The following is a 23,780-nucleotide window of genomic DNA, read 5'->3' as shown; positions in this document are numbered from 1 at the left end:
ATTTACCACCATACTTTTCCGCTTCATCCACTTTATTCAGCCTTGCTTTTCTTCACAGCTTTTGTGCTAAGTGTCTTGATAGATCATTCGCGTCATACAACTAATTAACAATATTTAAATAGGACATAGCAGCCTACACTCATACTCTGCTAACCGACCATCGTGGTTTTTTAAAGGCTAACCCCTGGTAGGGCCGTGAGCAGGACAGCGTAGAGGTGAGGTACTTTGGAAGACATTACACTTATATTTATTCAGATTGCTATGCTGGGTGTTTTTACTCTGGCTGCGATAATTTTTACCTATGCATTACCGACGCCTTCGCACCCGCAAAAAGCATTATCCGGGTATTACGCCAGACTGTTCTTGCTCTTTCTCTGGGTGGGGTTCGTTTTTTTATGCATGCGCGCATTGTCGTTCAATACACTTCATGTAACTGGCTGTAGCGTCATATTCACGCTGGCTGGGTATATGGTGCTGATGACTGTAATAAAACGTCATGGACAGCAACTCAGTAAAGGTCAACTAACCGGAATTGTGGCGCATTTGGTATGGGTGCAAATGTGGTCTCTGGTGGTCTACTTAAACGATATTTCACGTCCAGTTATTGATGCAATGTTGGCCCTGAATGCTGCTGTGCCTTTGCTGGCATCAGCCTTTTTACAGAAACGACTGATGGACCAACGTAATGCCGGCGACAGGTTACTTTCACGATTATTACTCTTGTGCTGTCTGGCGGTCGTAGCATGTTTTCCTCTGTATCTTGTTAGTTCAGAGGTCTCAGAGCTCAGAAAAATATTTTATATGTTCGGATTCATTGTGCTGCTGATGCTCAATATAATGCTTGGGTTGGTAGCGTCGGTAGTACATTCTTTAGTGGTTCGCCTGCAAGAGCAGGTTTACAGTGATTCGTTGACCAAGTGCCATAATCGAAAATACCTGCAGGATTACTCGAATAACTTTAGCAACATTATGCAGCAGTCCGGTGAGAAGGTTTGTGTGGTGCTTAGCGACATAGATCGATTTAAACATATTAATGATACATTCGGTCATTTGGCGGGGGACAAAGCGCTGCGCCACTTTACCAGTCAGCTGCGGGCGGAATTGAAAAATGACGATGTGTTGGTTCGACTAGGGGGCGAAGAGTTTGTGATTATACTTCCCGGATGCGACCTGGGCGATGCCGTCGCTCTGGCTGAACGATTAAGATTAAATATTTTGCATAACCCCCTTCTGACAGAGTCAGAAACAGTAGCTTTGAGTGCCTCGTTTGGCGTGGCAGCAGTGCACCAGGACTATGATATTTTTGCGGCTATAAGTCGGGCGGACGCTGCACTTTACGAGGCTAAATTTTCAGGCCGTAACCAGGTTAAAGTAAAACAAACGCCTTACTTTACCGTCAGCTCCACGTCAATGGCTTTCCAGTAATCCTGCTCCTGCATAAGATCAGCCGACAAGATGGGGCGCTGGGCCAGCCAGTCTTCGGGAAAGATCATGGTCAGACTGGACTTGGTTACTTCAGCAGTAAATTCTGGCAGGAACATCTGCTGCCGCTTGATATTTAACAAAACAGCCAGTCTCAGTAAGCCTATCAGGCGGCGTACGCTTTTAGCATCATACTGGTTGAACTCAGGGATTTCTGCCGTTTTTATTTTTTTGCGATAAAAACGCACCAGGGTCGCCAGCAATTGTTGCTGCTCTTGAGTAAAACCTGGCATGTCCACATTGGCTAAGATATAGGCAGAGTGGCGCTGGACACCGTGCGAATTAATCTGCAACCCCACTTCGTGCAACGTTGCCGCCCAGCTTAGCATGCTGCGAAAATCACGATGTTTCAGTTTCCATACTTTGGCACACTGATGAAACAAATAGCGCGAGGTGCCCAATACCATGTTCGCCTGTTCAGTATCAATATCATAGCGTGTAGCCAGACTGGCAGCAGTACGCCCGCGAATATCAGCATTGTGCAGTTCGTCTTCCATCTGATAAAGCACGCCTTCACGAAGGGCGGCGGGGGAATAATGCAGACCTTTTATTTTCAGTATTTTGAAAACCCCGGTCAGTATGGCAAGCCCGCCAGCAACCACTGTACGCCGGTCTTCGCTGATTTCCGGCATGGTAAGGTTGTCAATGTGGCCAGCTGCTACAAACTCTTTTACAAGGGATTTAAGACTCTTTAGAGTAATAGGCACTGCGTGACCATTGCTGCGGTCACGCTGGGCCAGGTTGAACAGCGTTTTTATGGTGCCGGAAGTACCTATGCAATCTTGCCAGCCAAGTGAAGTCAGCCGTGGTTGCATGGTAGCGAGCGCCTGTTGAGCAGCAGTTGTGGCCCGGTTAAATGCGGCGGTAGTAAGTTTACCGTCAGCGAAAAAACGTTCAGTATACGATACACAGCCCATCTGGAGGCTACAGCAAATGGCCGGGTCAAAAGCCTTGCCAATGACAAATTCCGTCGACCCGCCGCCGATATCAATAATTAGCCTCCGCCCCTCGGTATGACTGGTATGGGCCACGCCGGAATATATCAGTCTGGCTTCTTCTTCACCTGAGATAATTTCAATGGGATAGGGAAAGACCTCCATGGCCTCTCTGATAAAACGCCGGGCATTTTTAGCCCGGCGCAGAGTGTGTGTTGCCACAACCCTGACGGAGTCCGGTTCAAATCCTTCGAGGCTTGCGCCAATCACCTTTAACATCGACAAACCACGCTCGATCGCGTCATCGCTGAGCATGTTGTCAGCATCAAGACCGCTTGCAAGTCTAACTTTTTGTTTGACCCGATGCAGAATTTGCACAGAGCCGGCATTGATACGTGCCACTACCAGGTGAAAACTGTTAGATCCAATATCCAACGCTGCCACTTTACTGACGTCTCGACCCTCTACGCTGACCAGCGCCGACTCTTGTTGTGTCATTTAACTACTCACTGTTCCAGTTTTTTCAGGTAGCTATAGATTTCTACCTGCGAGCGCAGTTTTTTACGGTTGCCACGGCGTACGTAATGGTTGCGCTGATCCTTGTCGATTTGTCTGGCTTTTAGTGTATCGCAAAATTGTAACTCAATAATATCAATAATACGTTGCTGTAAGCGATTATCATAAATAGGACAGCCTACCTCAATGCGGTTATCCATATTCCGGGTCATCCAGTCTGCCGAGGAAATAAATACTTTACGATCACCGCCGCCGCCAAAAATCATAACTCTGGGATGTTCCAAAAAGCGGTCAACAATTGAAATGAGCTCAATATTGTCGCTGATACCTGGTAACCCGGGAATCAGTGAGCACATGCCACGCACCAGACCACGAATTTTGACGCCCGCCTGACTGGCGCGGTACAAATCGTCGATGAGTTCTTTGTCGACAAGATTATTCAGCTTGAAGGTTATTTGTGCATCGTGACCCTCTTTAAGGTGCTGAATTTCCTGACGAATCAAAGACTGGATTTTGGTCCGGGCATTAAGCGGGGAGATTTGCAGATGCTGGAATTTATAACGCCGATAGGGATATTGGATTAAATCAAAGACGTTAACCGCTTCCTCGGCCAGGTCCTGGTTGCGGGTAAATAAGCTAAAGTCGGTGTAGATTTTTGCCGTTTTTTCATTGAAGTTACCCGTACCGAAATGGGCGTAATGAATCAGTGACCCCTTTTCCTCCCGGGATACCAGGCAGAGTTTGCTGTGAATTTTGAGCGTCGGTACACCCAGAACCACGCGAATACCGGCATCTGTCATTCGCTTGGACCACTCAATATTGGCCTCTTCATCAAAACGTGCCCGTAGTTCCACCACTACCGTCACTTTTTTACCGTTGTCTACAGCATCAATTAACGAGTTAATAATGCGTGAGTTACTGGCCACTCGGTAAATGTTGATGCGGATGGATTTTACATTGGGGTCAAACGCTGCCTGACGGACAAATTCGGTAAAATGCAGAAAGCGATGATACGGATAATAAAGCAAAATATCATGGGCAGAAATGGCGTCGAATACCGTGTTGTATTTAGAAAACTCCCGCGTATCAATTGCCGGAAGTTTTGGATGCTCCAGATAGTCTCGACCAACATTAGGAAAACCAATAAAGTCTTTAAAATTGCGATAATGCCCTGCCGCGTGCATCGTATCCAGCGAGGTGATTTTCAGACGCTTGCGTAAATCTTTAACCATATCGCTGGGCATTTGATTGTCGTGGATAACCCGGACCGGCTCCGCAATCAAACGCTGCTTCATGCTTTCAGACATTTTTTCAACGTAGCTCTCATCAATCTCATCATTGATTGAATATTCACTATCCCGGGTCATTTTGAACGAGTAAGCTTCCAGCGAATCATACTTGATAAATCCGCGAAAAATATCTTCCAGGCACAACTGAATAATATCGTCCAGCAAAACAATGTGCTTTTTCTTGCGGCTTTTTTGCGGCGGGATCTGAACAAAGCGTGACATTTCCTGAGTGGGTACCTGCAAAGCAGCATAGCGAGTATTGCGGTCTTTACGGCGAATCGCCACATAAAGGTAAACCGCAGTGCCATTTAACCGGCTTAACAAATCGGTCTTTTTATCAATAAGAATGGGCGCGATATGCCGTAGTATTTTGTTGACAAAAAAGTCACGTACCCAGGTACGCTGATATTCATCAAGATCATCTTTACGCAAAATAAAGATATTGTATCGCGAAAGATTTTTAACCACGTCTTTATGAATCTGATTAAACTTTTCAGACAAGGCGACAACCTTGTGCTGGATTTGCTCCATCAACGCGATTTTTTCAGCCGCCTCTCGCTCGCTACCGTCGTTTTGAGCAATTGTGATCAGGCGTTTAACTTCTGCCGCCCGTACCCGATAGAATTCGTCAAGGTTGTTAGAATAAATACCTAAAAACCGAATGCGCTCAACCGCCGGGTTGTTTTCATCTGCAGCCTCTTGCAATACCCGCTCGTTAAACGCCAGCCAGCTTAGTTCTTTAGAATAGTAAAGGGTCTGCGATTCCATATTCTCTTCTGTGATTTTCAGTAAAATAGCGCAAGGGTGCCAATCAATCATGACACCCTGATGACATGGCCTGCGGGTTACAGCTGGGTGGAAATATCCACCACTAAATCGTTGGCTAGCTCTTCCAGAGCGGATTGCAAGCGCACTTCGTCAAATTCTTCGGGGACTCTGACTACGGCTGTTGCTTTGAACATGAGACTGCCCCAGTTTGGCGCGCTTTCACAGCCAGAATCGAAAGTTACGATATTCAAATTAAACTGATTAAGGGTCGTGGTGAGTTCCTGCACAATGCCAGGCTTGTCATTCCCCATGACCTCTACAGTCAGTGTTTGTGACCGGTTATCCTGTGTATTTTTAAGCGAAACAGCCTGTACCGACAAATCAGTGATGCCGTTTAGCGCGGCCACCAGTTCTTCATGGCGATCTTCTGGCACCTGCACTTCTACGAAGCCGGTGAACATACCCGCCATATGTGCAAAACTACTGCTTTGCCAGTTGCCGCCATGTTGGTATACGCTTTTGGCCACGGCATCTACGATCCCTTTCTTATCTTTTCCCATAATTGAAATGACGACGGGCTGCATAAATACTCCGGTTGTTGAGGGTTAATACACAATGTCGGCGAACACCGTCTTGTTTGCGGTTGCTGCCAGACAACTTTCGCTTGATAATAGCGATTAAAATACCACATCATGGGCGGCTAACCACCGCAATTTGCATCAAAAAAAGCGCCGTTAACAGCATGAATTCCACAACTGAATCCAAAACCCGACAGCGCATGCGCAAAGATACGCAAATGCGCATAGCGGTGAAAGCCTTTGGTGGTTTGGTGCTGCTGACGATGCTCGTGCTTATTGCTCACCTTATTAGCCAGGCTCTGCCACTGGCACTGACCCCACAACTTACTGCACAGGTTACCCTCAAAGCCCCTGATAATACCCGGATTATCGGCGGCGGCGATTTGGCAGAAGGGCAACCAGCGATGCTTATGACTCAGCAATGCTCTGTGGCCCTGGCGCAACTGCAGCACAATCAACTGGCCATATCGCGGACTTTGCGCCGGCCCTGTGATCACGAAGCTGACGTTGTTACTCTGGCTGGGGAGCATTATCTGGTAACCGTTTCGGCATCAGGTCTGTTACGGCTCTCCGCAGTAAGAGGATTGCACAGTCAGGCAGATGATCAGGCGGTGGCGACCATGTCAGGCTGGCAAGACAAGTTAGGCCTGTCTTTTGCTCTGCCAAAAACGCAATGGCAGCAGCGCTCCGACTGGCGAGTGAGCTTATCTGATAAATGGGTAGTGGCGATAATTGATTCACCTGAGGCAACATTAGTGCGCTGGATTGAGCAGGATCATCCCACTCGCTTTTATGACCAGCGGTTTCCACCTAAAACGCGATTATTACCTCTGCCTAACATTGGCCAGCTGGCAGTGCTCACCGATCAGGCGCTTTCATTTGTCGATGTGAAGGGCAATACGCTGAACCGGATTAAGCTGCCAGAGCCAATAGTCTGGTGGCAGACCATTGCCAAAAACCGTACTTTGTTTACTGCCAGCAAAGACGCCAGTGTTACCCGCTGGGTGCTGCATAACGATAAAGGAATGTTGTCATTTGTACCCACTTATACCTTTGCTTCTAAAGGCCCTCCCTTAGCAGTGGCTGCACACCCCAGCAGTAATGCCATGGCCCTTTCAACCGAAAGTGGGCACTTACTGCTTCTTAATCGCGTGAGTGGTGAGGTGGTTTCCGAGACACCAATAAATGTGCCTGCGCCGATGATGAGCTGGTATGCCGATCGTCTTTATTTATTTTCCTCTTCACAGTTAACACACTATCAAATCGACCACTTGTCTGGTATTACGACGTGGGCTTCACTATTCGTGCCTCAGCAGTATGAAGGCTACATTGCGCCCAGGCCCATCTGGCAAACGTCGAGCGCATCTGATTTTCAGGAACAAAAGTTTGGCCTTACGCCGCTCATCATCGGCAGTCTCAAGGCTTCTTTGCTGGCTTTGCTGGTGGCTATCCCGCTTTCCTTGGGCGCTGCAATTTATACTGGTTTTTTTGCCCGTAGCCGTTTACGGCAGGCGGTGAAACCGGCTATCGAACTTCTGGAGGCAATTCCCTCTGTGTTGATTGGTTTTATTGCTGCCATCTGGCTTTCACCCCTGGCGGCCAAGCTGTTATTTGGTATTGCGTTTTTCCTAGTCACCGTGCCATTTATTCTGGTTATGGCTGCGATTATTCAGCAATACGTCGCTTTGCGCTGGGCAAGCTGGCGGCCGGGCCTGGAGCTACTGGTAGCGATAGCGGGTATTTTACTGCTTGGATATATCAGTATGGTATGGGCGCCCGGCTGGGTTTTAAGCGTGATGGGCGAGTCTGACATTGCGGCGTTGTCGACTCACACCCACAGTCCGGTTGGCAAAACAGCGATCGTTGTTGCCATTGCATTGGGGATCGCTATTTCCCCCAGTATTTATTCATTAACCGAAGATGCCATTGCCGGTGTACCTGATGATCTGAAACGCGCCTCTTTTGCACTGGGTGCCACACGGCTACAAACATTAAGGCGGGTAGTTCTGCATGTGGCTATGCCCGGGATGATGGCGGCTACTATGTTCGGTTTCGGCCGGGCATTTGGCGAGACAATGATTGTGTTGATGGTGACCGGGAATACGCCCATCGCCTCCTGGGACTTACTCGAGGGACTGCGCGCACTTACCGCCAACCTTACAATAGAATTACCGGAAGCAGACGTAGGAAGTACTCACTATCAGATATTGTTTTTTACCGCCTGTATTTTGTTTACCTTTACTTTCGTAGTGAACACCGTGGCGGAGCTTTTGCGACAACGACTACGCAGGCGTCTTGGCGATGATTAGTAACCTTTTAAAGCGCTTATTGTCATCAGGTCAGCGTCAGGCATTTTTTATCGGGGCAGGGGCTTTTTTCACCGGGGTATTGCTACTGGCAATGGTCAGCATTGTAATGCTTATTGCTGCTCGCGGCGGTGGCTACTTCTGGCCCAAAGAAGTACAGCGGGTAGAATATATTTCGCCGCAGGGGCAGGCCAGAGTGGTCTTTGGTCAAATTGAAAGCGAATATCAGCAGGAGGATACGAGGGTATACTGGCTGTATTATTCAGATGCTGCCTCGCCCTTTGCACACCAGAGTCTGATCGAAGAAAGCTGGATGCAATCAGCGCGTCCGGCCAAAAATGCTGCGCGCATTGCCCTTAAAGATGGGCGAGTGATGCTGGCTGAGCCTGTATCGGTAATGCTGCCAGATGATGCTCCGGTCAGTATACTAAGGCTTGATGCAGTGCGTGACAAAGTCGCGACGATTGAGCAGCGTATCGCGGAGCTGCGCGAAAATGTTCTTAGTGACATTCATCTTCAGCTCACTGAACTGGACAGTCGGCAGGTCAGTGACGCGGCGCCGGCGCGGGCGCGCTTAAATCAGGCATTTGATAAATGGCATGCCCAGGTGCTGGCACTGGAATCACAACGAGACAGTTATCGGATGCAAGTGCGTCTGGCTGACGGCTATGAAACAACATTACCCCTGAATACGTTGTACAGTATCGATTATACCAGCCGCTTGTCATTTGCAGAAAAACTGACTGTGGCTGTTAAACGGGTAGGACGCTTTTTATCCGAGTCACCGAAGCAGGCAAATACGGCGGGCGGGGTCTTTCCTGCGCTGTTTGGTACTGTGCTAATGGTGTTTTTAATGACCATTATTGTGGCCCCGTTTGGTGTCATGGCAGCGGTATATCTCAATGAATATGCGGCAGATACAACGTTAACGTCAGTTATCCGCATTTGTGTCAGCAATATGGCAGGTGTACCTTCAATTGTGTATGGCGTATTCGGACTGGGATTTTTTATATATGGTGTGGGCGGAAGTCTTGATGCACTTTTTTTCCGCGACACATTGCCCGCGCCCACAATGGGTACGCCAGGGGTGTTCTGGGCGGCGCTTACTATGGCAATATTGACACTGCCGGTAGTTATAGTGGCTACTGAAGAGGGGCTTCGTAATGTCCCGCAGGATCTGAAAGCCGGTAGCTATGCGTTGGGCGCGACCAAGGCCGAAACGGTATGGCATACCATTTTACCTATGGCATCACCGGGAATTATGACAGGGGTCATTCTGGCCATCGCCCGTGCTGCCGGCGAAGTTGCGCCGCTGATGCTGGTAGGCGCGGTTAAGTTTGCGCCCAATTTGCCAATTGATGGTGAGTTTCCATACTTGCACCTGGAGCGCCAGTTTATGCATCTTGGAGTGTTAATCTACGATGGGGCGTTTCACAGTCAAACCGATGCAAAAAGTGCCTCCATGATGTTTGCCGCCTGTTTACTACTGCTGGTGGTGGTTTTTATTCTCAATATTCTGGCAGTATTGTTACGGTCCAGGCTACGCAGACGCTACGAAAAAAGGTAAGGCATGTTAACCCTATTTGATCATGAATATCTGGATTTAGACAATCTCTCTGATGACCTTACCGCTATTCGGGTTGAAAATCTCAGCCTGCAATTTGGCACCAAACACGTGCTGGAAAATATCAGCATGCGGGTCCCAAAAAACCGGGTTACCGCCTTTATAGGGCAAAGCGGCTGCGGCAAGTCGACCCTTATCAGTGCATTTAACCGCATGAATGATTTGAATCCCCACTGTCGGTACCAGGGACAGATATTCATAGGCCAGCGGGATATTACTCATAAAAAACAAAATGTTTCCGAGCTGCGCACCCAGGTCGGCATGGTGTTTCAGCGGCCCAACCCCTTTCCGATGAGTATTTATGACAATGTCTGTTATGGCCTCAAGCTGCAGGGCATAAAGGTTCGTCGTCAATTAGATGATGCAGTGGAAAGTGCATTAAAAGACGCCGCATTGTGGAAAGAAGTGAAAGATCGCTTGTTTGATTCTGCTGCAATTTTGTCCGGTGGCCAGCAGCAAAGGTTAGTAATCGCCAGAGCACTGGCACTTAAGCCCGATATTCTCTTACTCGACGAGCCAACATCAGCCCTCGACCCACTCACCACCCTGTACATCGAAGAGCTTATTGCTGAATTAAAAAGTCGCTGCACCATCATTATTGTTACCCACAATATGCAGCAGGCCGCGCGGGTATCTGACTATACTGCGTTTTTACATCAGGGCCGGTTAATTGAATACAGTGACAGTGATACGCTATTCACCACGCCACAACAGAAACAGACCGAAGACTATATTACCGGCCGGTACGGCTAGGAGTAATAACAATGAGACAGGTTGCATTTAACACCCATATATCGGGCAAATTTAACACTGAGCTGGAGAACCTGCGTAACTCCGTAATGACCATGGGCGGCGAAGTCGAGCAGCAGCTTATCGATACGCTCAAAGCCATTCGTCTGAACCATAGCGGACTTGCCGAAAAAGTCGCCCTGAATGACCTGCGAATTAACTCTATGGAAATTCAGATCGATCAGGAATGTATGCGTATCATTGCCAAGCGTCATCCGACAGCTTCCGATTTACGTTTGGTCATGATTATTTCAAAAGCTATCACCGATATTGAACGCATGGGTGACGAAATTGAGCGCATGGCCAGACTGGTGACCAAACAAAAAATACCCCAATCAGAATCTGTTAAAAGCAGCATGCTGTCTATCGGTGAGAAAGTGGTCGCGATGATGCGAGGAACCTTTGATGCGTTCGCCAGACAGGACGACAATGCTGCACTGGAGGTTTATGACCAGGACAATCGAATAGACAGTGAGTATAAGCTACTGCTGGCTTACATTGTGAAGGAAATGGAAAACAGTTCCGAGTCAATGCAAGACTGGCTTGAAATTCTCTGGGCCCTCCGCTCACTGGAACGAGTCGGCGATCGCTGCAAAAATATTTGTGAATATGTGGTCACGCTGGCCCGAGGTGAAGATATTCGACACACGCCGTTGGAGAATCTTAGTCAGACACTGGAAAATCTTGAGTAATCAGATAGCCGGAATGTCATAAAAGTGAAACAATTGCGTCTAAAATCGACAAGTGACGAAACTTTTTCCTAAATTTCGCTATTTACTCATTACGGGACTATGGCATCGGTAATGATTACGTTATCATGCGCGCTGCCAAAACGAGATCAGTTTAATTATTGACCTATGCGTAAAGATAATACTAGTTCGTACCAAAGCATTTTTCGCTTGCCCGCTGAGGCAAAAAATTTACTTCCTGCGCCAATCGCAAACTGGCGTCAGCCATAAATAATTCAGGAGCACTTACCTGTGGAACTTCTGCAAAATTATGGAACGACTCTTATTCTGCTGGCAGCTGCCGTAGGATTTATCATGGCGTGGGGAATTGGCGCCAATGATGTAGCCAATGCGATGGGAACCTCTGTTGGTTCGAAAGCATTAACCATTAAGCAAGCCATCGTTATTGCGATGATTTTCGAGTTTGCCGGCGCTTATCTGGCTGGTGGTGAGGTGACCTCTACTATTCGAAAAGGCATTATTGACACCGCTTACTTCGTGGATAAACCCGATTATCTCGTCCTGGGGATGATTGCTTCACTGTTCGCCGCCGGTATATGGCTTGCCCTGGCGTCCTGGCTGGGCTGGCCGGTTTCAACAACACACTCAATTATCGGTGCCATCGTTGGCTTTACAGCCACCGGTGTTAGCATGGATGCAGTGTCATGGGCCAAAGTCGGTGGAATAGTGGGGAGCTGGGTAGTGACGCCGGCAATTTCCGGTATCATTGCTTACTTAATCTTCATGAGTGCCCAGAAGCTTATTTTCAGCACAGATAAACCGCTGGAAAATGCCAAACGCTATGTACCTTTTTACATGGCTCTGGCGGGTTTTGTTATGTCTTTGGTCACTATCAAGAAAGGCCTTAAGCACGTCGGCCTTGAGTTGTCTACGCTAAACGGCTATTTGCTGGCCATTGCCGTGGGTATTTTGTTGGCGATGCTGGGCAAATATTGGATTAAAAAAGTGCACTATAGTGAGTCCCATGATGCGGACCTGCAAACTGCCAACGTAGAAAAAGTATTTGCTATTCTTATGGTGGTTACTGCCTGTTGCATGGCTTTTGCTCACGGCTCAAATGATGTGGCCAATGCGATTGGACCGCTGGCCGCAGTGGTCAGTGTGGTTAGTGCTGGTGGTGAGATTAATTCAAACTCGACGCTGGCTCCATGGATATTACCGTTAGGCGGTTTAGGTATCGTAGCCGGTCTGGCATTGTTTGGTCATCGGGTAATTAAAACTATTGGGCAGGGCATCACGCACCTTACTCCAAGCCGCGGCTTTGCCGCCGAGCTTGCGGCGGCATGTACCGTGGTTATTGCGTCAGGGACAGGATTGCCTATTTCAACCACCCAGACATTGGTGGGTGCGGTGCTGGGTGTAGGTATGGCACGTGGCGTATCGGCTCTTAATCTGGGCATTGTCAGAAACATCGTGGTGTCATGGATTATCACGTTACCGGCAGGCGCGATTTTATCAATTATTTTCTTCTATCTGCTTAAAGGTGTATTTAACGTCGCGTAAATATGGCTGAGCACAAAAAAGCCCCGGTATTACACCGGGGCTTTTTTAATTGAGAGTCTGGTCAGGATGATTCATTTACTGGAGAAATGAAGCCTTCAGGCTTGATTCCAAGTACCGCGCAATCCAGCTGACCAATGGTTTCTTCGGCAGTGCCGCCCATGATGAAACCGGGCACGCCAATTCGCGCTACCGTACCCATTATTACAGCCTTTGCCCCTAATGAGCGTGCTGTGGCAGCAATTTCTCGCCGGGGATAGCCGTGAATAATATGCCGCTGTGGCGCCAGATACTCCAGTGCACCTTCGTCGAGCTCTTCATCTAATTGGTTAAGTAGCCGCTCTAATTCGGTATCTCGCTCAGCGTAGATATCATGCAGATCACTAGTCAGGTGATTATCATCAACGGATATAAATCCTCCCCGGGCGATATTTTCCGGCACCGCGTCGTAGACATGCACGATATGAAGCTGGGCAAACTCCATTAATGCGACCTGCGCTGCGTAGCGCAGGATATCGAGGTTCAGGCTCCTACGTACTGATATTTCATGCTCCGGATAATGATAGTTAAGGTCCAGACAAGCTACCACTGTGTCGTATTGACGGCTATTGCCCCGATGAACGACCCAGATGGGGCAGGGGCATTTTCTAAGCAAATTCATATCATCACTGCCGAACAGCCGTTCAAGAAAATCAGCTTCGGACAACTTGATAACCAGATCAAACCCGGTTTCAACCACATAACGGATGAAGTCGTTTGTGTTTTCGCCAATCCTTACTTCAGTGTCCAGGGGATATTTTTCCCGCCAGCTCTCTGCTTTATCATTTAGCCAAACACCGGCTGAGCTCTCAATGCTGGTTTGCGTTTCCAGATAGGCGAAAGACTGCATCACCATCTTTGCATTTGGGGGCAGGGCATCAAGTTTTAGCACAACTGTCAGCTTCGCCTGATGACGCTTGGCAACGTGTATCGCCTGCGCGACAACTTCATCCTGTTTGTGTGTATCGTTAAGCACACAAACAATGTTGGTAAAATGTCCCTTCATAATTTCCTCATGAGTGCTTATTCAACGAATTCATCAACTTGCTTCATATAAAAATGGGTACGAGTGACCCAAATGCTTTAGATTAATTATACATCCAAACTGCCCAAAGACTGCACATGCACTATGAATAATTAGTGAAAGTCACACCTGATCCGGAATGTACTTTTAATGTAACCACCCATTTACCTTGCGATGATACTTATGCTAGATTGAAAAAAGGATTCTTAATCTAAAAGACGATTTATGAAGTGGCCTAATTTAAAGCATTTGCACTACCTGGTGACACTGCATCAGGAACAGCATTTTCACCGTGCAGCGCACCGGTGTAACGTCAGTCAGTCAACGCTCAGTACAGCAATCCAGAATCTGGAAGAACACTTTGGCTCTCAGTTATTAGAGCGTGAACACAAAACCTTCGTTTTTACATCGTTAGGCCTGGATGTGGTTGAGCGCAGCAAGCTTATCCTGCAGGAAGCAGGTGAGTTAGTTGAGTATGCGCAAAATGCCGGTAACTGGCAAAGTGGCAAGCTAAAACTTGGGGTGATTCCTACTATCGCCCCGTTTTTGTTTGAAGGCCTTATCGGCGCGTTTAATGCGTTTTTGCCGGATATATCCCTCGAGTTACAAGAAGATACCACGGACAATTTGCTAGAGCAGCTTAAGGACGGCGAACTGGATTTGCTGGTGCTGGCATTACCGATGGAAACGCCCGGCTGCAAGCAAATGATATTGGGTCACGATCCCTTTCACCTGGTGGCGCATAGAGAGCTCACTGATGCGCTTCCGGATCCATTGGATATTTCGTCACTCCCTAAAAAAAGCATATTCCTTTTGCAGCAGGAGCATTGTATGACGGGACATGCCGTCAGCGCCTGTGGCCTCCAGCATCGCGAGCAGGTGAGCAGCCTGGCTGCCAGTAGCCTGTATACATTAGTACAGCTTGCCAACAGTCGTCTCGGTTATACCTTCATACCTGAGCTGGCCATTAATCAGGATATTTTAAAAAATACAGAGCTGACAGCATTGCCGGCAGAAGAAGATGCATTCCGGGAAATTGGTCTGGTCTGGCGATCGGGCACTACCAGAATGCGATTATTTCGTCGCATTGGGGAAATACTGGCACCTCTGTTACCGCAACCGACACTTAAGTAACATAAGCACCTTTACAATGGATAAATAACGCTTGTGTTTGTTGTTATTTTTCTACAAAAAATATTACCGGAAGGTACAGGTTGGTACGCTGACTTAGTTGAAAATCAGTTTGTCAGAATTTTTGGCAAAAATTACAGCGATGGCTGATAAGTTCTGGTATAAAAAAGCCCGCTAAGTGCGGGCTTTGTTTAGTCTCAGTAAACATTATTCCCGGAAAAGCCGCCGAGCACAGTTTTGATGATTATTTTCAGATCAAACCAAACAGACCAGCGATGCATATATTCCAAATCAAACTCTACCCGCTTAGCCATCTTATTAACGGTTTCAGTTTCACCTCGCAGCCCGTTGACCTGCGCCCAGCCCGTTATCCCCGGTCGAATTTTGTGCCGCAACATATAGCCGGTTATTAGTTTTCGATACTGCTCGTTGTGCGCCACCGCATGAGGTCGTGGCCCTACGATGGACATTCGTCCCTGTAGAACATTAATGAACTGAGGCAATTCATCCAGTGACGTTTTTCTTAAAAATGCGCCAAGAGGCGTAACCCGGGGGTCATTCTTTGTTGCCTGTCTGACTTCCGTACCGTTATCCTGAGTGCTCATAGATCGAAATTTGTAGACTTTGATCTCTTTACCATCCAGACCATAACGCTTTTGTTTAAAAATGGCAGGGCCGGGAGAAGAAAGTTTCACAGCCGCCGCTATACATAACATTGGAATTGCCAGAAAGGTCAGAATAATACTACTGACGACCACATCTTCAATACGTTTAAAGACATCACTGGCACCCTGAAACGGCGTGTCGTAAATGCTCAGTGCCTGAACGTTGCCAACTGTCTGCCAGCGCGAATTAAGCAGTGAATACATAAAGAAGTTGGGGATAAGGTAAACATTAGCAGTGGTATCACTGCATTTTTCCAGAATATTTCTAATTCTATCTTCTGCCGCAGTAGGTAGTGCGATATAGATATAGTCGACCTGGTGAAGACGCGCCATTTCAATGGCATCATCAATAGTGCCTTTTATATCGTGGCGCTGCTCGGCGGTAAGCCTGTCTGAAGGGCGATCATCATACATTCCCTTGAACTGAATACCTAAGTGCTCATTTTGAGCCATCTGTTCGGCCATATCATAACCCACCTGCGTAGCACCGACAATAATCGCAGACCGGCTATTCATTCCACTGCGTCGAACTCTGAATAAAAGCTGTCGCATGATTACCCGCCAGACAGTTAACGCTACAAACGATGTGGCAAACCAGAACATAACCATTGAGGGCGACAGAGTTACACTATGGGAAAACAGGAAACCCAGAGTCAGCGTGACGACAAAACTCAGCAGCCAGGTACCCGTGGCGCTCTTGAGCATGGAGCTGGTACGGCTACTGCGCCAGGAACGATACAAATCACACGCCTCGGCTGCCATCTGGAAAGATACAACGTTGATGAACAGCAAAATCATGCCTGTGGTGGTAACCGTCAAATCATAGTAGAAAATTGCCGCATAAAAACAGACGGTAATCAGCGACAGATCGATAAGTCTGTACAGTGTTGAAAAGCTGCTCTGATAGTGACCTGTAATACCACTTCTTCTTTCGTCTCTGGAAGAACTGTTGCTATTTAGCGCCTGACTTTGCAGTAGATTGAATTTCATAACTCATTCACTCCAGTAAGTGGTAAATCAGGAAAAACGAAGGCTCCACCGAATTCACACATGCTTTTTAAGATAATAAAAATCTGAATACTAGATTCTATTAAGCACAAATTGTTCCACTTTTTGAACGGCGCTAATTCAATGATTTAGAGGCAGGATTAAGCGATTGTGTAATTTTATTACTACATTATTTTTCTTCTGCCGAGGGTTAATCATTACCAATAGCCAGACAGAGCGGCGACTAATCAATGAACGCTATCGTTGCTTTCCATCTTTATTTTGTCCATCCAGGGCGCTTTATTATCACGTTTGAATACCTGGCATAGATTTAGCTTGTGCTCACGCCACAAGATGTTGATTGAATCCCGTTCCTTATGGCGAAGGTCTATATGCCTTTTGGAAGGTGCTCGTTTAGCAACGTCACAGCTATGGAGCTTACCGTTAACGGCTAATTCTGTTGTGACAGTTCACTACTTCCCGATTCTAATGACAAAGCAGGCAGCATTAACTTTAGTGATCGCCAACTTATTAATGGAGAGAACATGATAAAGCAAACTTCAGGCGCGATGGCGCTGTGTTTTATGGTCGCTGGCGCAAGCCAGGCACAGAACGCAGGTCGTATCGGCATGGGCAGTGTTGATCTTATTCCTGTTCTGGATACCGATTTTTTACACATTGATAATGTGGCCTACGCAAGCGATGAAGACGCAGCGATTACCAGTTGGGTTGGCGTGGTTTCGCCACAGATTCGCGCAGTCACCGAGATTAGCGGCAATGAGGTTGAGCTGGGCTACCGACTGGAGCGTGGCGAATACTTTTCCAGTTCAGCCGACAACTATACCGACCATTACCTGCACGCTGATGGAGACTTTGTATTTTCCGAGCGCAGTAAATTCACAGCCAGGGCCAATTTTGTGGATGGCCATGATGATCGCGGGCGTGTCTACTCTAACGGTTTTGGCAATGCATTAGCGGAACCCGACACCTTCAGGAATGCAAATATTGATGGCACCCTCTCGTACGGCAATGTTTCCTCGACGGGGCGAATAGCACTATCAGGCGGTTACGAAGTAATGAATTATGATGACAGGTCGGAGGTGTTGGAATTCCGCGACAGTGCTTTTTTGCGGTTTCGGGATCGAGAATACTTCCGTTATGGCGCGGCGTTTTACTATCGGGTGGCACCGAGCACCAACCTGGTGGTTGATGCCAATCGCCAGGAAATTACTTACGATGAAACGCAAAACCCGCTGAACTCTCTGGATTCCGACGAGAATAGCATCCTTGCCGGCCTGACGTGGCAAACTAACGATTATACCCGAAGCTTTGCGAAGGTTGGGTACAAACAGAAAAAATTTGATTCAGTTGGCCGGGACGATTTTTCCGGTGTAGCGTGGGAAGTCGGCATGGCCTATCAGCCGGTATCTTATTCTGAAGTAAAAGTTGAAACCAGTGCGGATACCCGCGAAACAAACAGCGATGCTGACTATATTCGCAGCCGGGACTATAGTGTGAGCTGGAAACACGCCTGGGTAGAGCGGTTCACCACCACTGCTCGAATAGCCTATGCCACCGATGATTTTGAAGGCCAGGCTGGCACGCAGCGTCAGGATGAAACCACCAAAGTAACGTTGGGTGCTGATTACAATTTTCGACGTTGGTTGCAGTTAGGTATTTTTTATCAAATAAATGAACGAGATAGCAACCGCGACACTATAGATTACGATCGGGACGTAATTGGACTGTCAGCGAAGGTAACCCTGTAATGAAGAAAAGCCTGAAGTATGTGCTTGCAGCGGTGCTCATGCTGTTTGTTTTTAATGCAGCTGCCCAGCAGGGCAATGTGAATATGAGCCAGTATAGGCTTGGGGTAGGCGATAAAATACTGATAAAGGTGTTTGGTCAGAGCGATTTATCGATGGAAACCCGCATTCCTGATGTCGGGAAAATAAATTATCCGTTCCTCGGCGAACTTAAGTTGGTGGGCCTGACACTTTCACAGGTTGAAAGTCTGGTTTACGACGGCCTTGAAGGCGATTATTTGGTTAACCCTTCAATCGCTGTGTCTATTGTAGAATACCGACCGTTCTTCATTGACGGGGAAGTTAAAGATCCCGGCGGTTATCCCTATCAGCCCGGTTTGTCAGTGAACAAAGCGGCAGCGCTGGCAGGAGGGTATACCGAACGCGCTTCGCGCTCAGATATTCAGATTATACGGCAGATGGGCAAAGAGCAACGCGCTATTGAAGTTGATGTCGGCCACCTTATTCAGCCCGGCGATATTATTACCGTACCACAGCGTTTCTTTTAAAGAGACGTGTCCGTTTTACTCAGATTTCGAAGGAAAATCTATGTCCAGTAAAATGAGGGATCAGCTTCAGGCTAATATCCTCGATGATGAAACCATCGATTTTGCCCATTATTGGCAGGTGTTCAGACGTTACGCTGGTCGCATCATCGTTCTTGCGGTGTTGTCCACAATTCTTGTGGCATTAATCGTTATGAAGATGACCCCCGTTTATTCGGCCACAGCCAGCCTGCTGATTGAATCGCAACCGGCTAACCTGATGTCGATTGAGGAAGTGTACAAATCTGATACTACGCGCAAAGACTATATGCAGACGCAGTATGAAATTATTCAGTCACGGCAGGTTGCAGCTCGGGCAGTCGATGAATTGGATTTATCTAACGATCCGGTATTTATGCCCAAATCTACCGATAACTTTTCCCTTATCAAAGATGTCAAAAAGTGGATAAAGTCAAAACTGACATTTATCCCCGAGCAAGAGAAAAAAGCACTGACTCAAACGCAGCAGGCGCAAAAGCGCCGTCAGTCAGCGATTAACAAACTCATGGGCTCAATTTCCGTTAATTTGGTTAACAATACGCAAATTATTGAGGTCACAGCCGTGAGTGACTCGCCGGAGCTGGCGGCCCGCATTGCTAATGCTATGGGTGATGTGTACGTTGAAAACTACTTGCAGGCAAAAGTGGATATGACCACCAAAGCGACGTCCTTTCTGACTGAAAGTATGGAACGTATGAAAGATAAGCTTGAAGATGCAGAGCGTAAACTTACTGACTTCTATGAGGAAAATCAGTTGGTTAATTTAAGCGGTGGCGTGGTTGGTTTAGCCGCCGAAGAACTGGAAGAACTCAGTGATCAGTTGCTCAGCGCACAGTCCACACTCAAGCAGAATCGAACTATTTATGAGCAAACCCAGCGTAATGGTGCCGACATTGATGCCTTATCCCGTTTGCCGGAGGTGCTTAATCATCCCAGTATACAAAGTGTCCGCCGACAGCAGGCTGAAGCGCAGAGTCGGGTGAGTGAACTTAGCAAAGTGTTTGGTCCAAAACATCCTAAAATGGTTGCTGCCCAGGCAGAGCTGACCTCCGTGCGAAGTACGTTGCAAACTCAAATTCGTGACCTGATCTCCAGTATCACAACGCAATATCGGGCTGCGCAGGAGCGTGTGGTAAATCTTCAGGACGAGGTGACAGGCGCTAAGTCAGAGTATCGCAAACTTTCAAAACTGGAAAATCAGCGTCGCGCGTTGCAGCGGGAAGTTGATATTAATCAGCAGCTCTACAGTTCTATGTTTACCCGGCTTAAGGAAACCAGTGAAGTTGGTGGTTTTAAGTCGGCTAATGCCCGAGTCCTGGATCCGGCGGTTGTGCCCAACAACCCGTCGAAACCAAATCGCAGCCTGTTGATTGGTGCGGCATTTGTAGTGAGCTTTGGGTTTGGCGTCTTTCTGGCGTTTGTACTTGAGGCGCTAAACAGTGGCGTGCGCTCGGTGGAGGATGTTGAGAAAAAGCTGGGCCAGAGAATGCTTGGGCTCATTCCGCTGATCCCGCAAAAACGCAAGGCGACCATGCCGCTTCGGGCATTTTTTGATAATCAGTATCATCAGTTCAGTGAAGCGGTGCGTACTTTACGAACCAGTTTATCGCTGACCAATCTGGAAAAAGAGAATCAGGCTATTTTGGTGACATCCAGCGTACCCAAGGAAGGTAAGTCTACGGTTGCCACAAATTTAGCGTTTGCCCTCGGCCAGCTGGATAAAACGATCCTGGTGGATGCCGATTTACGCCGCCCTTCTATCGGCAAGCGGTTTAACGTACCTAACTATCAGCCCGGCTTATCAAATCTGACGATGAAGACTCACTCTCTGGATGAATGTCTGGTGCATGATGAACAGTCAGGAATCGACTTAATCTGTGCCGGTAGTATTCCTTCAAATCCGCAGGAGCTGTTAGCCGGTGAAGGCTTCAATGCGCTGATTACATACTTGAGGAAACACTACAAATATGTAGTGGTGGATACAGCGCCAACCCAGGCGGTAAGCGATGCGATGGTGGTTTCCAAAGCCTGCGATTCAGTTATATACGTGGTTCGCGCTGACAGCACAAGTGAAAAAATGATTCAAAATGGATTGGGACGGTTTTTACAGGTAGGGCACCGGGTTGATGGTGTTGTTTTAAACCAGGTAGATTTACGCCGCTCCGATGTGTCTGAACGATATGGCGGATTTTATGACCAGTATGGTTACACTGCCAACTAACCGATGAAGCGGGCCTGTTTATGATAGATGTGCACAGCCATATTATTCCGGGTATTGATGACGGTGCCAGAACCATGGAAATGGCGCTGGATATGGCGCGTCAGACCGTAGATAGTGGTGTTACCCATCTGGTATGTACACCACATATGCACTGGGGCACCTTTGATAATACCAAAGCCATTATCCGCGAGGGTTATGCTGCGTTATTAGAAAGTATCAATGCGGCCGGCATACCACTTACGCTATCCTGGGCCGGTGAAATACGTATAAACGAAATGGTGCCCGTGTGGTTTAAAGACGATAAGTTGCCGTTTCTGGGCCAGATTAACAACCAACAGGTGTTACTGCTTGAGATGCCCCACAGTAATATGCCTGCAGGTCTGGATCAGTTGTTCCGCTGGTTCCGAAACGCGGGGGTACAGCCATTAATTCCGCACCCCGAGCGCAATCGCGATATCTGGAAGCAGCCGGAAAAGATTCAATGGTTACGTAATCAGGGTTGCATGTTGCAGGTGACAGCCGGGGCCTTCACTGGTCGCTTCGGTGATCATGTGCAAAAAATTGCTGAAGAAATGCTCATTAAGAATCAGATAGACGTGGTGGCTTCCGATACCCACGATACCCTGCGTCGGCCGAATGAAATGGGGGCTGCCTTTGAACGGGTGTCGGTACTACATTCAGCGCAAAGAGCCAAACAGTTGTTTGTGCAAACCCCCGCAGAGATCGTAGCAGCAAACAGTGTTGCAACATGATTGTGGGACACTAACCACGCTTACCACAGCCCTAGCGAGAAAGCAGAAAATAAATCAACACCCAGCGCGGACTTGACGACATAAAGCCCGGTCAACCCCAGCAGCATACACAGCATCATAAAAACCATTACCGCCAACGCCAGCCACAGACGGCCTAACCGGTATTGCAGACGGGAAAGCGCGCGCCGATTACGCCCGCCCAACAGCACCAGATAGTAACGATAGCGCCATAATCTAAAGGTAAATCGCAAATCCAGAGAGTGTGAACATTGCTGCCAATGAGCAGATGTCAGTGATCGGTTTATACTATCAAGCTGTTCTTCAGTAAAACTGTCTGCAACATCAGGGGGCATTGATGCCAGCAGGCGTTCAAGATGAGAGGGACGCGCTGCATCATGTTTAATTCTGTACACATCAGGCCTTTTGATATTTACGACACTGCAAGGATACCAGCGAAACGCCCATCAGCACAGTAACATACGCGGTTATAACAGGTGTTTGAAGCGATGTACTCACCACCGCCAGGTAGACTGTGCCGGTAAATACCCCCGTACAGCATAATGCGACAGCGCGAAATACCAGATGTCGGCGGTGGGCCATGGCTTTTAAGGCACTCATAAAACAATACAAAAACACGCCAAGGTAAAGCAGACTGGCAATCAGACCATATTCCTGAATAAATTGAAAAACAGCTGTGTGTTGAGCCGGTAGGGTGCCTGTTACGTGTATGAAATGCGCATCTCTATTTGTATTTTTCACCGTACCTGGTCCACTACCGAGTAACCAATGATCAAACCGACCTGGTGTCATCGGTGCCCATTGCTTGTCTTCCAGGGTTACAAATAAATCAGAGGAGGGAAGCGGATGGCGTTCAGCCAGATAGGAAGCGGCTAAAATCATAAGGATGTTGGCCGTCAGAAGACTTATCATGAAAGTGCTCAGACGTCGTGGTCGTGGTGAAAACAGACAAAATGCAGCCATCACTGAAAGTACCGTCGAGACAACAGTAGCCCATATAACATCAGGCAGGATTGTCATTACCAGACCGGCAAAAATCAGTAAAGCAGCCACTCGCAGCACCGTTTTTTTGCCAAAAAAATAATTTACCAGCCGACGCATGCGTTGACGCTGATTGCCCGTCACCGAAGGTTTAATACGGATAATCAGCAATGCCAGTACCGCAAATAATGCTATGAGCAACAGATGACCGTAGGCAAATGCATCTAACAATGTACCGGTGGCGGCGGGCCCGGTTTTTATATCTAAAAATAAGCTTTTGGGCGCCCCTGAAAACAAATGGAGGGAGGCGTATAGCATTTCGAAAAGCCCGACTACCAGCAGGCATCGGAGAAGTAATTTCAGTCGATGCGCTGTGCGAAATAATAGCAGCGCGAGTGTAAACATACAGCCATACGTGAGCGTGCGGAAAAACGATATTATGGTGTCGGTGGTGCTGTAAGTCAGCGCCAGCCAGTGATTATGCTGTTTCAGTGATAAAAAGGTTCGCTGAGGGCGGACCATGTCCATTACACTTTCAGGTAAAGGAATGAGTAAAACCAGATGCCACAACAGCAGACAAAGCCACAGTATGAGTAAATAGCGGTTTTGCCAAAGCACGGGTAAGGCTGTTACCGGAAACTGGCGAATGTAACACAGGGTCATCAGCAGCACCCCCGCGCTAAGCACTGGCCAGCCCCACGCAGAAACAGCCCCAAGTGGTACTGGTAACCAGAGTAATACTGCTAAGAACAAGACCAGGTAATATCTGCCCGGAATACGCAGTGATGATGCAGCGAACAGATGTGGAATGACCCTGATGGTAAAGTCTCCGGCATTAGTAGGTACAATGAAACCGCTCAGCGGCGTTGCAGGTTGCAATACCCTGAGCGATTGATAAGTGCTTCGAAAAGTGAACACTTAAGCAAAGATCCAGCCATATTTTATTTCAAAACCATGGCATTTTTGCAGGCCGGCAAATCTCTGTCAGCATCTTCCAAACAGGCACTAAGAGCTTCAATAAACTCATAATAGCTGATTGTATTGTCGGCAGAGGGTAAAAAAGTACCACCGCAGAG

At 47.8% G+C, this 23,780-nt stretch carries 18 protein-coding genes; 11 read left to right on the top strand and 7 right to left on the bottom strand.

Features of this window, described 5'->3' with window-relative positions:
- The first annotated feature begins 225 nt into the window (after window positions 1-225).
- The gene (locus F458_RS20075; RefSeq protein ID WP_018982709.1) at window positions 226-1,425 is read left to right on the top strand and encodes a GGDEF domain-containing protein; all 1,200 of its coding nucleotides are present in this window, start codon (window positions 226-228) and stop codon (window positions 1,423-1,425) included.
- Here the strand turns inward: F458_RS20075 and ppx are convergent.
- The 3 genes from ppx to F458_RS0107105 form a co-directional block, all read right to left on the bottom strand.
- A complete protein-coding gene (gene ppx, locus F458_RS0107115; RefSeq protein WP_018982708.1) occupies window positions 1,386-2,915 on the bottom strand; it encodes an exopolyphosphatase in 1,530 nt (509 codons plus the stop codon). The two genes, F458_RS20075 and ppx, sit on opposite strands and share 40 nt — an antisense overlap.
- Window positions 2,916-2,923: 8 nt before the next feature.
- Window positions 2,924-4,990: a polyphosphate kinase 1 gene (gene ppk1, locus F458_RS0107110; protein WP_026294555.1), complete on the bottom strand. Its 2,067-nt coding sequence runs from the start codon at window positions 4,988-4,990 to the stop codon at window positions 2,924-2,926.
- A gap of 77 nt (window positions 4,991-5,067) precedes the next feature.
- Window positions 5,068-5,574, bottom strand: a complete 507-nt coding sequence (locus F458_RS0107105) for a glycine cleavage system protein R (RefSeq protein WP_018982706.1) — start codon at window positions 5,572-5,574, stop codon at window positions 5,068-5,070.
- Between the two features lie 158 nt (window positions 5,575-5,732).
- Between F458_RS0107105 and F458_RS0107100 the strand changes: the two genes are divergently transcribed.
- The 5 genes from F458_RS0107100 to F458_RS0107080 all read left to right on the top strand — a co-directional run bounded on the left by F458_RS0107100 (window position 5,733) and on the right by F458_RS0107080 (window position 12,539).
- Entirely contained in the window at window positions 5,733-7,877 is a 2,145-nt protein-coding gene (locus F458_RS0107100; RefSeq protein ID WP_026294554.1) for an ABC transporter permease subunit, read from the top strand.
- Entirely contained in the window at window positions 7,870-9,441 is a 1,572-nt protein-coding gene (gene pstA / locus F458_RS0107095; RefSeq protein ID WP_018982703.1) for a phosphate ABC transporter permease PstA, read from the top strand. The genes F458_RS0107100 and pstA overlap by 8 nt, the downstream gene beginning before the upstream one ends.
- Before the next feature lie 3 nt (window positions 9,442-9,444).
- Window positions 9,445-10,251, top strand: a complete 807-nt coding sequence (pstB, locus tag F458_RS0107090) for a phosphate ABC transporter ATP-binding protein PstB (RefSeq protein ID WP_018982702.1) — start codon at window positions 9,445-9,447, stop codon at window positions 10,249-10,251.
- A gap of 11 nt (window positions 10,252-10,262) precedes the next feature.
- Window positions 10,263-10,979, top strand: coding sequence for a phosphate signaling complex protein PhoU (gene phoU, locus F458_RS0107085; protein ID WP_018982701.1), 717 nt, complete (start codon window positions 10,263-10,265; stop codon window positions 10,977-10,979).
- Window positions 10,980-11,267: 288 nt separating this feature from the next.
- Window positions 11,268-12,539, top strand: a complete 1,272-nt coding sequence (locus tag F458_RS0107080) for an inorganic phosphate transporter (RefSeq protein WP_018982700.1) — start codon at window positions 11,268-11,270, stop codon at window positions 12,537-12,539.
- Between the two features lie 61 nt (window positions 12,540-12,600).
- Here F458_RS0107080 and F458_RS0107075 read toward each other — a convergent pair whose 3' ends face one another.
- A complete protein-coding gene (locus tag F458_RS0107075; RefSeq protein ID WP_018982699.1) occupies window positions 12,601-13,581 on the bottom strand; it encodes a universal stress protein in 981 nt (326 codons plus the stop codon).
- Window positions 13,582-13,824: 243 nt separating this feature from the next.
- On the opposite strand from F458_RS0107075, the gene F458_RS0107070 reads away from it, so the two are divergent.
- The gene (locus F458_RS0107070; RefSeq protein ID WP_018982698.1) at window positions 13,825-14,733 is read left to right on the top strand and encodes a hydrogen peroxide-inducible genes activator; all 909 of its coding nucleotides are present in this window, start codon (window positions 13,825-13,827) and stop codon (window positions 14,731-14,733) included.
- Window positions 14,734-14,927: 194 nt separating this feature from the next.
- Here F458_RS0107070 and F458_RS0107060 read toward each other — a convergent pair whose 3' ends face one another.
- Window positions 14,928-16,385, bottom strand: coding sequence for an undecaprenyl-phosphate glucose phosphotransferase (locus F458_RS0107060; RefSeq protein WP_018982696.1), 1,458 nt, complete (start codon window positions 16,383-16,385; stop codon window positions 14,928-14,930).
- Between the two features lie 542 nt (window positions 16,386-16,927).
- Here F458_RS0107060 and F458_RS0107055 point away from each other — a divergent pair.
- Genes F458_RS0107055 through F458_RS0107040 form a run of 4 tightly spaced genes read left to right on the top strand, consistent with a single transcriptional unit; the run spans window position 16,928 to window position 21,705 of the window.
- Window positions 16,928-18,151 (top strand): outer membrane beta-barrel protein, encoded by a 1,224-nt coding sequence (locus F458_RS0107055; RefSeq protein WP_018982695.1) that lies wholly within the window; start codon window positions 16,928-16,930, stop codon window positions 18,149-18,151.
- On the top strand, window positions 18,151-18,696 hold the full coding sequence (locus F458_RS0107050) for a polysaccharide biosynthesis/export family protein (RefSeq protein WP_018982694.1): 546 nt from the start codon (window positions 18,151-18,153) through the stop codon (window positions 18,694-18,696). The genes F458_RS0107055 and F458_RS0107050 overlap by 1 nt, the downstream gene beginning before the upstream one ends.
- Window positions 18,697-18,736: 40 nt before the next feature.
- Window positions 18,737-20,953: a GumC family protein gene (locus tag F458_RS0107045; RefSeq protein ID WP_018982693.1), complete on the top strand. Its 2,217-nt coding sequence runs from the start codon at window positions 18,737-18,739 to the stop codon at window positions 20,951-20,953.
- Between the two features lie 20 nt (window positions 20,954-20,973).
- Complete coding sequence (locus F458_RS0107040) at window positions 20,974-21,705, top strand: tyrosine-protein phosphatase (protein ID WP_018982692.1); 732 nt, start codon at window positions 20,974-20,976, stop codon at window positions 21,703-21,705.
- 20 nt (window positions 21,706-21,725) lie between these two features.
- Here F458_RS0107040 and F458_RS0107035 read toward each other — a convergent pair whose 3' ends face one another.
- Together F458_RS0107035 and F458_RS0107030 are read right to left on the bottom strand one after the other, a co-directional pair.
- A complete protein-coding gene (locus tag F458_RS0107035; RefSeq protein ID WP_018982691.1) occupies window positions 21,726-22,118 on the bottom strand; it encodes a hypothetical protein in 393 nt (130 codons plus the stop codon).
- A gap of 1 nt (window position 22,119) precedes the next feature.
- Window positions 22,120-23,622 carry a hypothetical protein gene (locus F458_RS0107030; RefSeq protein ID WP_156824196.1) on the bottom strand — a complete coding sequence of 501 codons (1,503 nt, stop codon included), beginning with the start codon at window positions 23,620-23,622 and terminating at the stop codon, window positions 22,120-22,122.
- Window positions 23,623-23,780: the final 158 nt, after the last annotated feature.

Origin of the sequence: Salinimonas chungwhensis DSM 16280, from assembly GCF_000378185.1 — a bacterium.
Classification (GTDB): Bacteria; Pseudomonadota; Gammaproteobacteria; order Enterobacterales; family Alteromonadaceae; genus Alteromonas; species Alteromonas chungwhensis.
The sequence above is the reverse complement of the archived record's forward strand: the minus strand, read 5'-3'. Positions and strand labels throughout refer to the sequence as shown.